We start from the raw sequence: 11,536 nt of genomic DNA on the forward strand, positions 1-11,536 counted from the left end.
CGCGACTTTACGAAGCGCGGATGGACATTTGATCAACGCTTGGCGTCGATGACCGGCGCACGCCGTCGAAGCACCGGTCCCGCCCTCCGCGAGGTACGCCTGCCCGGCACCCCTGACGACCGTCGATGCCCGTGTCCGGGCCGGGTCGTCCCGTCGCGTCCCGCCCCGCGCCGGGGTCAAAGGCACGTTGATGCGCTGTCTACCGGCTCCTGCGAACGTTCGGACGCCTTGTTACAGATGAGTAGGGAGTGTCTTCCGTGTTTCGAACGATCCTCGTCCGCACGGCTGTTGCCGGTGCGGCGGTTCTGGTGTCGGCCCTGGGTGCCATGGCCGTGAACGCGGGAGATCCCGTGCGGCAGAGCTCGCCGACCGCGCCGTCGGCGCAGGTCTGCGGCGGGTCTGCCAACGTGCACTGCCTGTCGGGGCACATCGTGTGGAACGGGACCGGCCTCGTCCTTCCTCCGGGGGTGTGAGGGGTTCAGTCGGCGGTGGCCAGGGCGGTCAGCATCGACGTCGTGCCGGTGGTCTCCGGAGTGCTCGGCCGACCGAGCAGTAGGCGCGCCTTCGTCTCCTGATCCTGCGCGGCGCGGTGGTCGCTGCGGGCGGTCATCGCGTGGGCCAGCACCAGGTGGGCGAGGGCGCGTTCGCGCTGTCGCCCACCTTTCTCCGCGAGCTCCACTGCCCGCTCCGCCTGGTGCACGGCCTCGTCGAGCCGTCCGAGCAGGCGCAGGACGTCGGCCAGACGGCTTCGGGCGGCCGACTCGCGGTCGTGATCGCCGATGGCGCTCGCGCAGCCGATGCAGGACCGCAGCTGCGCCGCGGCGTCGTCGAGTCGGCCCAGCTCCTGGTAGGCGAGGCCGAGGACGTAGTGCACGTATGCGGTCATCGCGGCGTCGACGGCTCCCCCAGGTCCGACGGCTTCCCCGGGTCCGGCGCCTTCCCCGGGTCCGGTGAGCATCCGCCGGCAGGTCTGCACCGCCCTGGCCGCGTGACCGGTGCGGATGCGGGACAGGGCCGCGTTCGCGGCGCTCGCCACCTCACCGGAACGGTGGCCGAGTCGCCGGGCGAGGGCCACCGCCTCGTCGAAGGCGGTGATCGCTTCCTCGTGCCGGCCCTCGGCCTGGGCGATGAGGCCGAGGTCGTTGAGGGCTTGCCTGAGAACGGCCGGATCGGCCGCCTCCCGGCAGGCCTGCGCGGCCTGCCGGGCTTGCGCTTCGGCCTCGCCGAGCCGGGCCCGGGCCAGCAGGACCGTGCCGAGCAGGAACCGCGATCGGCCCTCCGCAAAACGGTCGCCGCCCTCGACCGCGGCGGCCATCAGCATGCGGGTCGCGTCCTCCGCCCGGCCGCCGACGCCGCCGAGGCCGAGCGGGCTGAGGGCGATCAGCAGGTCGACGGCCGACCGTAGTTCTGGCGTCGCCGCCGACTTGTCGTCGGCGACGCCGTGCAGGGTGTCCGTCGCGATGGCGGCCGCGAGCGCCACGGCGCCGGGTGTCTCGGTCCGCGCCCACCGCCGGGCCTCCGCCAGATCCGCGAAGACCGCGAAGACCGTGGAATCCGCGAAGACCGTGGAATCCGGGGAGCCCGTGGCATCCGCGGAGACCGGGAAGCCCGGACGGCCGTCCTGCTGCTGAAGCGGCTCGCCGAAGACGTCGGCGAGCGGATCGCCGGGCACGGCGAGTGCGAAGGCCGCGCGGGCGCACGTGAGCAGCTGGGCCAGCAGCCGCTGCCGGGCGGTGGCCCGTTCGTGTTCGTCGGTCCGCAGCGACGTCCGGCGGGCGAAGGCGCGCACCAGGTCGTGGTAGCGGTAGCGCCCGGCGCCCGTCGACTCCAGCAGCGCCTGGTCCACCAGCGACTCCGCGAGCCGCTCCGTCTCGTCCTCCGCCAGGCCCAGGACTGCGGCCGCCTGCGCCAGACCGACGTCGGGTTCCGCCCAGGAGAGCATCCTGAACGCGGTGGCCGGTGACGCCGGGAGCAGCCGGTAGCTGAGCTCGAAGACCTGCTCGATCGCCAGGTCGCTGGTGCGGAGCGCGGCGATGCCCTCGCGGTCGTCGGCCAGGCACCGTACGAGATCGGCGATCGGCTGGTCCGGGGCGGCGGCGAGCCGGGCCCCGGCGATCCGTACGGCCAGGGGGAGTCGGCCGCAGGCGTCGACCAGCATCCTGGCCTGGGGGGTCTGTTCGGCCCGGCGTGCCGCGCCGATGACGGAGTCGAGCAGGCTGATCGCCTCGTGCTCGCTGAACACCTCCAACGCGACGTGCAGGACCGACGGCACACCGGTGAGCGCCGTGCGGCGAGTGACGATCACCGCGCAGTCGGACGAGCCGGGCAGCAATGGCTGGATCTGGGCGTCGTCGCCGGCGTTGTCCAGGAGGATGAGCAGCCGTCGTCCCGCGCAGACCGTCCGGAACAGCGCGGACCTGCCGTCGAGGTCCTTGGGCACGACGTCCGCCCGGATGCCGAGCGCCGTCAGGAAGTCCGCCAGGATGTCGGACGCGTTCGCGGGCACCAGGTCGGCGCCGCGCAGATCCGCGTACAGCCGGCCGTCCGGGAAGTCCGGGCGCAGGGTGTGGGCGGCTCGCACCGCGAGGGTCGTCTTCCCCACCCCGGCCATCCCGGTCACGGTCACCAGCCGCAGTCCGGAGCCGGTCCGCCCGGTCGGCGCCGGTCCGGTCAGCGCTTGTCCGATCCGGTCGACGTGCTCCTGCCGTCCGGTGAACTGCGGCAGGTCCGGCGGGAGTTGGTCCGGGACGTCGCACCCGTCGCCGCGGTCGGCCGGCGCGGGCGATGCCGGTGCGCCTGGTCGTGCGCTTGGCCGTGCGTCCGGCCGTAAGTCCGGGCCGGGCAGAGCGGCCCTCGATCGCTCGGTGGTTTCCACGTCGAGATCGTGACACAACTCCGTGAGCGCAGGCCCCGGTTCGATCCCCAGCTGCTCCACCAGCCGCGATCGAAGCGCGTCGTGGACCGCACGCGCCTCGGGCGTACGGCCCTGCCGGTGCAGCGCGCGGATGAGCAGTTCCTGCAGACGCTCGTTGAACGGGTGGTCACCGGCCAGCTCCTCCAGTTCCGGCAGGTAGTCGGCGGGGGCGCCGAGTGCCACGTCGAGGGCGAGGCGCTCCTCCAGGAGCGTGCGGCGCAGCTGCGACAACCGTTCCCGCTCGCGGCGCATGAGTGGCCCCGGCAGGCCGACGAGCGGCTCCCCGCGCCACTGGGCGAGTGCTCCCCCCAGCGCGTACCGGGCGGCCTCCGGCCGCTCGGCGGCGTGCTGTCCGGCCAGCTCCTGCAGGTGCTTGACCCGCCACAGGTCCACGCAGTCCGGTGCGATCGCCAGCCGGTAGCCGCCCGCCTGGGAGATCAGCACCGTGGGCTTCGCGCGCACGGGCTCCAGCAGGTTCCGCAGCCGCCACATGTAGGTGCGCAAGGTGGTGTCGGGCGCACCGGGCGGCTCGTCTCCCCACAGGTCGTCGATCAGCTCGTCGCCCGTCACGACCGCGTTCGGGCGCAGCAGCAGGGCGACCAGCACCGACCGCTGCTGCGGGCTGCCGAGGTCTACGTCCGTGTCGGCGCGCCGCACACGCGGTTCGCCGAGCAACGCGAAACTCAGCGGGTCCTGATCACGACTCGTCCGCACGTGTTCCCCTTCTCCGGCCAGGCTCCGAACTCTCCGTCCAACGCTACGAGTTGTTCCGGATTCCGGCGTCACCTCGGCGCCGCCGTCCGGCCTCAGGCGGCGCTGTTCGCCCGCGGGGCATCCTCGTACCCGGAGCCGACTCCGCTCCTGCGGGGGCGGGTGGCCGTGACGGCGCGCCGGATCCACCACACGACGACGTACAGGGTCAGGCTGCCGATCAGGCCGGCGCCCGCGCCTTTCGCGGCGTCGGACAGCACCCCTTCGATCACGGTGCCCAGCGGCAGCCCGGTGGCCACCGCCTCCGGGCCGGCCAGCCACCACCAGGCGTGGGCGACGGCTCCGACGACCGCGACCAGGGCCATGGCGAGGAGGACAGGGCGCCGTGTTGCGCTGTCGGGCCTCGCGCGACCTTGCCCCTCACGGCGGGCCCGCCTGCGCCACGCGTACACCGCGATGGCGGCCAGGCCGCCGATCGTGCTCGCGTGCTGCAGCGCCCGAGCCCAGGTGAGGCCACCCACCAGGCTGGAGTTGAGCCAGGGCGCCCGGGTGACCACGAAGCCGTCGTGGTGGGTGAAGGCATCCCAGACCAGGTGCGTGGCGATGCCGATCAGGGCGGACAGCACGATCCACCCGGCCCGCCGTACCAGCGTGCCGGCGGTCCGGGGCCGCGACGGGGCGACGGGCACCGGCAGCAGGGACGCCAGCGGGCGACGGCCGGCCCGGACCAGTCCGCACAGGCTGAGGGCGTACGGCAGGGTGACGGTGACGGCCCCCGACGCTCCGTGCGTGGTCGTGGCGTTGACGAAGGGTTCGTACCAGGACTGCGCACTGACGGGCAGGCCCGTGGCGACGACGACGTAGGGCAGGTCCGGTGCGACGGCTCCGGCCACCAGTGCGGTCCGGCTGAAGGGCGGCCGCAGCAACGGCAGTACGGCCGCGGGGTGGGACAGGGTGAACGGCATGAGTCTCCTCTCGCACAGGACCCAATAGTCCGTCGAGCGGAATGCTACGTCAAACGGACTAATGGGCCGGCGATGGACGCCACTCGTCGCACCCGTGTGGGTGCTCGACCTCGACAGGCCGGTCAGAGGTCAGAGGTCAGAGGAGGGGGCGTCCGGCCCGCTTCAGGCGGCCGGCAAGACGGGCGATCGCCGCAGTGACCGGCCATGCGGCCACCACACCCGCGACAACAGCCGCCTCGCCCCACGCCACGGTGTACGCGTGGGCGAGCAGGGGCGGGGACGCCAGGGCCATGGCCGCCAGCTCGCGACCGCCTCGTGATCCGCTGAGCCAGGTCAGCGCGACGCCGGTCGCGGCGAGGACGAGCAGCGGCCAGCACCCGTAGTCGGTACTGACCCACGGCACGCCGTGCGCGTCGACGGCCGCCCGTGGCACGACCACAAGCGCGATCACGGCACCGGCCAGGCCCGCCCGCCCCGCCGCGACGCTCTCCACCCGCCGGTCCGGCGGGCAGGCGAGCACCACGGCCGCCGCCAGGACCATCGCGGCCGGAGTGACGACCGGGTCACCGAACGCCGGCCCGCTGACCACCGCGGCCACCGCGAAGGAGAGCAGCCCGGCCACCGTGCAGGGCACCCCCACCCTCCAGCGGCCGGCCAACGCCGCCGCCGCTCCCGCGAACACGACCAGCGACGAGACGAGCAGCGCACCCCACGCCCCCTCCAGATCGACCCCGAGCTGCGTCCTCCACGGGGTGGGCGAGGAGACGAAGGCGGCGTACCAGCGCAGCAGGTGCAGGCCGCAGGCGGCGGCCGAGGCGGCCAGGGCGAAGGGGTACGCCAGACCGAGAACCTTCGCGACGGAAGCCGCCGACCCCAGCCCCATCCGCATCCTCACCGCGTGCGCCGCCAGACCGGCACCCTCCCGCAGCCGCGAACCCAGCGGCTCGCCCGCGGTCATCTCGCGAAAGGTCGCGACGATCTCCCCACCATGGGCCCGTCGGTAGGCAGCGGGATAGAGCCGCAGCACGTGCTCGATCATGTGGCCGCCGGCGGCTGCGCGACGGACAGGCGGCGAGTGGCCTCCTTCGCCGCCGCCGCCAGCCGCTCGGCCTCCACCGCCAGCCGCTCCCGCCCCGACGAGGACAGGGTGAAGATCCGCCGGGCCCGGCCGTCGACGATCTCCTCGCGCTCGATGTCGATCAGGCCGTCGGCCAGCAGGCGGTCCAGGGCCCCGTACAGGGCGCCCGTACGCAACGAGACACGGCCGCCCGTCATCGCTTTGACCTCCTGCGCAATGGCGTACCCATGCCGGGGTGCATCCGCGAGGGCGGTCAACACCATCAAGGTGGGCTCTTGCATCACACGCTCACTCACCCCACGACGATAGTCACCCCGCCGGACCGTCTCAACGCGACCGGCCCCACCACGAACGCCCGCACCTGCGCCCGCGCCGCCCGACGCCCATGCCCGCGCCCGCGCCCGCCGCCAGGAGCCCTTCCACGCCGTCCGGCTCCCCGGCATCAGCCCGCCGACCTGCGTCAACGGCATCCAGGTGCCGAGGGCAACCCCCTGACCAGGGGTGATGCGGTCGGTATCATTCGCCGGGGGGTTCGTTTGCGGGTGGATGGGGACAGCTGGTGGGTGAGTTGCGGTTCGCGGTGCTGGGACCGGTGCGGGGGTGGCGGGACGGCGGCGAGCTCGCGCTCGGGTCACCGCAACAGCGGAGCCTGCTCCTCTCGCTGCTGCTGAGGGCCAACCACACCGTGTCGCTCGGTCAACTCGTCGACGACCTGTGGGGCGAGGATCCGCCAGCCAAGCCCACGGCCGTGATCCGGACGTACGTCCACCGCCTGCGCCGCATCCTCGGGCCCACCGCGCTGACCTCGCTCGGCGGGGGCTACCTGCTCACCGTGGACCCCGGGGGACTGGACATCGACCGCTGCGAGGAGCTCGTCGGCGAGGCGAAGGAACTCCGCGGCGCCGGGGAGCACGCCCACGCCGCCGCCACGCTCCGCTCGGTGCTGGCCCTCTGGCAGGGCGAGCCGATGTCCGGGCTCCCCGGCCCCTATGCCGAGCGGCAGCGCGGCGAGTGGGCCGAACGCCGGGTGACCGTCCTGGAGTCGTGCCTGGAGGCCGAGGTCGAGGCCGGACCGTCCGGCGAGGCCGTCGCCGAACTGACCGCGGTCGCGGCCGAACACCCGCTCAGGGAACGGTTCTCCGAGCTGCTGATGCTCGCCCTCTACCGGGCCGGCCGGCAGGCCGAGGCGCTGAGCGTGTACCGCGCGACGGACCGGCGGCTGCAGGCACAGCTCGGCGTCGCCGCCGGGCCCGGTCTGCGCGAGTTGCAGCGCCGGATCCTGGTGGCCGACGCCACTCTCGTGACGCCCGCTCTCCTGGCCCCCGCAGCACCCCGTACCGGCACCGCCGCGGCCCGCCCGCCGTACCAGCCGCCGGGACCGCCGACCCAGGTCCCGGCCGACCTCGCCGACTTCACCGGCCGCGAGGCGCAGACCGAGGCGCTGCGGACCGTCCTGCTCGCCCCCCGCACCGTGCCCGTGGCGACCGTGTCGGGCTTGGGCGGCGTGGGCAAGACGGCCCTGGCCGTCCATGTCGCGCACGGGCTGGCCGCCGACTTCCCCGACGGCCAGCTCTACGTCGACCTGCACGGGGCCGACGGCCACCCGACCCCGCCCGAGGAGGTGTTGGGCGCCTTCCTCCGCGCCCTCGGCGTGCCGGCGGACACGCTGCCCGTCGAGCCGGCCGAACGATCCGCCCAGTTCCGCTCACTGCTCTCCGGCCGACGTGTGCTGGTGGTTCTCGACAACGCCCGGGACGCCGAACAGATCAGGCCGCTGCTGCCCGGCCGGCCCGGCTGCGCTGTGCTCGTCACCAGCCGGGCCAGGCTCGGTTCACTTCCCAACGCGCACGTCGTCGAGCTGCCGGCCTTCGCCCCGGAGGAGGCCCTCGGCCTGCTCGGCCAGGTGGTCGGCGAGCAGAGGCTGCGGGCCGAGCCGGACACGGCCGGGGAACTCGTCCGGCTCTGCGGCCATCTCCCGTTGGCCGTGCGCATCCTCGCCGCCCGCCTCGCCTGCCGGCCGGACTGGAGCATGGCCCGGCTGCTCGACAAGCTGTCCGAGAATCGTCTCCGACTGGATGTGCTGCGCACCGGGGACCTCGCCGTCGAGTCGGCGTTCCGCTTCGGCTACGACCAGCTGACATCCGATCAGGCGCGCGCCTTCCGGCTGTTGGCGGTGCCGGACGTGCCCGATCTGTCGCCGGGCGCGGTGGCGGCGGTGCTCGGCCTGCCCGAGCACGCGGCCGAGGAGCTGGCCGAGTCACTGGTCGACTGCTCGATGCTGGAGACCGTGCCACCGGACCGTTACCGGTTCCACGACCTGCTGCGCGCCTTCGCCCAGCGGCTCACCCCGGATACGACGGCGAGCTCGGACGCGCAGGCGGAGGCGGACCGCCCGGCCGCCGTCCTCACCCGCCTGGCGATCCGCCACCACGCCGAGACCATCGCGGCCCTCGGCCCGTCCGCCACCCGCGCGGCCCTGCCCGGCGCCGGTGCGCTGCACGCTCCCGACTCCCGTGCGGTGGCCCGCGGTCGCGGCGAGTACCACGGCATCGGCGCCCTGGTCGGCCAGTACGCCGGGCTCCACGAGCCGACCCGGCTCGATCTGGTGGCCGAACTGCTGCTCGGGTGCAGCCTGTTGTGCGAGACCGGCCAGGCCACCCGGCCGCTGGGACACGCGGCCAAGGTCCTGCTTCAGGCCGCCGTCCGGCAGGGCGACCGAACGGCCGAGGTCAGGGCCCGGCTGGTGCTCGGACGGCTGCTGACCGAGGTCGGCTCCGAACCCGCGGCCCTCGGCGAGTTGCTCAGGTCCCGCGACCTGTGCACCGCCCACGACCTGCCGGGTCCGCTGCTCGCCCTGGCCCACGCCTCCCTGGCCGCCCTGTTCGTCCAGGTCGGTCGGCCGGGCGACGCGGTCGACGGCTTCACGGCGGCGATCTCGGTCTGGGAGCGGCTCGGCGACCGGCGCTCGGTGGCGGGCGAACTGCTCAACCTGGCCGGCGCGTTCACCGAACTCGGCCGGTTCGAGGCGGCGGTCCGCGTCGTCGACCAGTCCCTGCTGATCTGCCACCACCTCGCCGACCACGAGCTCCAGGCGCTCGCCCTCGACTCGCTGGGGACGATCGCCCACGACCGCGGCGAGTTCGAGCAGGCCCTGCGCCACCACCGCGGCGCCCTCGCCCTGCTGCGGCCGGACGACCGGCGCCGGACGGGCCGTACGCTCCTGCGGCTCACCGAGTCGCTGCGCGCCGTCGGCCGCAGCGACGAGGCGGTGGAGGCGGCCGACCGGGCGGTCGAGGTGCTGACGCTCGACGGCGACCGCCGAGGGCGGGGGCTGGCCCTGGCGGCGCTCGGTGACGCGCTCGCCGACCGCGATGCCACCGAGGACGCGGCCCGGGCGTGCCGGTCGGAGGCCTACGACATCCTGGCCGCCATCGGCTCCCCCGAAGCCGACCGGCTGCACGCCCTGATCGGCCTCGGCCGGCCTGCCGACCGGCCCCGCCGGCAGTGGCCGTCCTGGCTGCCGGCGTGACCCCCGGTCCGGAGGTTGCGTTCGGCTCCCGGTGTGCTCCCCCGGAGGGCGCGCTTCGTCCAGTTGCCGGTCCGTCGGCTCAGGAGAGCGTCCACACCTGGTTCGCCGCGTTCGAGCAGGCCGCCACTCTGGCCATGTGGGCGATCCCGTCGGACGTCAGGCAGCCCTTGTTCCAGAAGTTGACGATCTGGTAGCCGCCCTGAACCGGCACGAAGGACCAGGCCTGGTTGTCGGCGCCCGGCGGATTCGTCCAGATCTGCACCCGCCCGGTCTTCCAGTCCAGATCCAGCACCTTGGCGAAGTTGCTGGAGCCGTTGCGCAGGAGGTACGTCCCCTCGGCCACCTTCTCCAACCGCCACGTCTGCGCCAGCGTGCCGTTGACGACGTAGGTGTCGACCTCGTTGCCGTCCTGGTCCCTGGATTGGGAATTGTCCAGCGCGCCGTCGGTGCCGCTGATCTGCACCATGGTGGGCAGCTGCGGCTTCGGCTGCTGGGTGGGCTGCGTCGCCGTCGCCGACGCCGTGGGCGTGGCCGGTTCGCGGGAGGCGGGCTGGGACGGGACGGCGGAGGTCGGCGCGGGCGTGGCGGGGTTCTGGCCGCCGGCGGGCGCAGTGGAGGCGGAGTCGGGCGCACCGGGCCGGACGGGCGGCGCGGCGGAGGTCGGCGCGGGCGCGGTGGGGTTCTGGCCGCCGGCGGGCACAGTGGACGCGGGGTCGGGCACACCGGGCCGGACGGGCGGCGCGACGGGGGTCCGCCCGGCGACCGGTTCGGGCTCGGCGCCGGGCGTGGGACTCTCACCCGCTCCCGGTCCGGCCGACGGCACCGGAACCGCCGTCTGGGCGGGCTGCTGTTCGGCGAGCGGGCGGGCGACCTCCACCGGCGCGGGATCGCCCGACCCCGCGAGGCCGGCCTTCGGCCCGGCGACGACGGTGCTGTCCGGCGCGCCGTCCTGGTCGGGCGGGATCACCGTCGCTCCGGCGGCCCCGGCCATGCAGAGCAGCGACAGCGCCGTCACCCCGATCAGCCTGCGCAGGCGGAGCCCGACCCGCGGTGCGCGTCCGGCGACCTGCCGGGGCCGGTCCGGGGTCGGCGGCGCCTTCTCCCCGACCGGTGTAAGGGCGTCCCGTACCGCTGCGGCCATCGTCGCCGCGTCGGGCCAACGCTCGCCGGGTTCCTTGGCCATCGCCCGCTCGACCAGCGCCCGAACCGGCGCGGGCACGTCCTCGGGAAGCGGTGGCGGAGGCTCCGTCAGGTGCTTGAGGATCACCTCAAGGGCGGTCTCCCCGTCGAAGGGCAGCCTCCCGGCGAGGCATTCGTAAAGGACGACGCCGAGTGCGTAGAGGTCCGCCGAGGCGGTGACCGTCCCGATGGAGGCCTGTTCCGGCGCCTGGTAGGCGGCGGTGCCGAGCACCATCCCCGGTACGGTCAGCCGGGCGTCGCAGCCGGGCCGGGCGATGCCGAAGTCCGCGATCACCGTCCGGTCGGCACGGACCATCAGGTTGGCCGGCTTGATGTCCCGGTGGACCACTCCCGACTCGTGCGCGGCCTCCAACGCCTCCAGGACCTGGAGCGCCGTCCGGAGGGTCTCCGCCACCGGCAGGGCGCCGCGGCGCTCCAGCACGGCGCTGAGCGGCTCCCCCTCGATCAGTTCCATGACCAGGTAGCCGATCGAGCGCTGCCCGTCCGCGACGCTGTGCCCGTAGTCGTACACGCCGACGATGCCCGGGTGCCGCAGCTGCGCCATGACGCGGGCCTCGTCGTGGAAGCGCTCGGCGAAGCCGGACTCGTCCAGCAGGGCCGGCTTCACCACCTTGACCGCCACCCGGCGGCCCAGGACCTCGTCCTCGGCGAGCCACACGTCGCCCATCGACCCACCGCCCAGCCAGTCCACCAGCCGGTAGCGGTCGGCGAGCACGGTGCCATGCATGGTTCTCCCTGAATCAAGCCCGAGGACCGGAGTGAATCCAGGGACCGGCCCGGATCCACGGGCGCGCCCTGGTCCTGGGCGCCCTCCGCAGATCATGACACCGACAAATAACTACTGACTTGCCATCTTATGAATCACGCTCGACTCAAGCCATTCCCACCCCACAGCCCCCACGCGTCGACGAGCCGTCAACACCCTGTGCACGCCCGCGCGGTGCGACCTCCCCGGACCGGCTCCGCTCCAGCCGCGCCTGGACCAGCCTCTCCCCCGGAGTCATCGCCGCACCCCGGCTCCGATTCCGGCCCGGAAATGCAGAGAACCCCCATCCGGTTTCCCGGATGGGGGTTCTTCTGAATGATTGTTCGGCGGCGTCCTACTCTCCCACAGGGTCCCCCCTGCAGTACCATCGGCG

At 74.0% G+C, this 11,536-nt stretch carries 7 protein-coding genes; 2 read left to right on the top strand and 5 right to left on the bottom strand.

Features of this window, described 5'->3' with window-relative positions; all coding sequences use genetic code 11:
• The first annotated feature begins 257 nt into the window (after positions 1–257).
• Positions 258–473 carry a hypothetical protein gene (locus tag ACIOJE_RS36210; RefSeq protein WP_280685865.1) on the top strand — a complete coding sequence of 72 codons (216 nt, stop codon included), beginning with the start codon at positions 258–260 and terminating at the stop codon, positions 471–473.
• A gap of 5 nt (positions 474–478) precedes the next feature.
• On the opposite strand, the gene ACIOJE_RS36215 is transcribed toward ACIOJE_RS36210, so the two are convergent.
• The 4 genes from ACIOJE_RS36215 to ACIOJE_RS36230 all read right to left on the bottom strand — a co-directional run bounded on the left by ACIOJE_RS36215 (position 479) and on the right by ACIOJE_RS36230 (position 5,949).
• Positions 479–3,628 carry an AfsR/SARP family transcriptional regulator gene (locus ACIOJE_RS36215; protein WP_400782351.1) on the bottom strand — a complete coding sequence of 1,050 codons (3,150 nt, stop codon included), beginning with the start codon at positions 3,626–3,628 and terminating at the stop codon, positions 479–481.
• Between the two features lie 92 nt (positions 3,629–3,720).
• Complete coding sequence (locus ACIOJE_RS36220) at positions 3,721–4,590, bottom strand: DUF4184 family protein (RefSeq protein ID WP_400782353.1); 870 nt, start codon at positions 4,588–4,590, stop codon at positions 3,721–3,723.
• Positions 4,591–4,726: 136 nt separating this feature from the next.
• Positions 4,727–5,629, bottom strand: a complete 903-nt coding sequence (locus ACIOJE_RS36225; protein ID WP_400782356.1) for a hypothetical protein — start codon at positions 5,627–5,629, stop codon at positions 4,727–4,729.
• The gene (locus ACIOJE_RS36230) at positions 5,626–5,949 is read right to left on the bottom strand and encodes a PadR family transcriptional regulator (protein WP_280685895.1); all 324 of its coding nucleotides are present in this window, start codon (positions 5,947–5,949) and stop codon (positions 5,626–5,628) included. The genes ACIOJE_RS36225 and ACIOJE_RS36230 overlap by 4 nt, the downstream gene beginning before the upstream one ends.
• A gap of 278 nt (positions 5,950–6,227) precedes the next feature.
• Between ACIOJE_RS36230 and ACIOJE_RS36235 the strand changes: the two genes are divergently transcribed.
• Complete coding sequence (locus ACIOJE_RS36235) at positions 6,228–9,197, top strand: AfsR/SARP family transcriptional regulator (protein WP_400782358.1); 2,970 nt, start codon at positions 6,228–6,230, stop codon at positions 9,195–9,197.
• 79 nt (positions 9,198–9,276) lie between these two features.
• Here the strand turns inward: ACIOJE_RS36235 and ACIOJE_RS36240 are convergent, their stop codons facing one another.
• The gene (locus tag ACIOJE_RS36240; RefSeq protein ID WP_400782361.1) at positions 9,277–11,124 is read right to left on the bottom strand and encodes a protein kinase; all 1,848 of its coding nucleotides are present in this window, start codon (positions 11,122–11,124) and stop codon (positions 9,277–9,279) included.
• Between the last annotated feature and the right edge of the window lie 412 nt (positions 11,125–11,536).

The sequence above is a fragment of the Kitasatospora sp. NPDC087861 genome (genome assembly GCF_044742585.1).
GTDB lineage: Bacteria > Actinomycetota > Actinomycetes > Streptomycetales > Streptomycetaceae > Kitasatospora.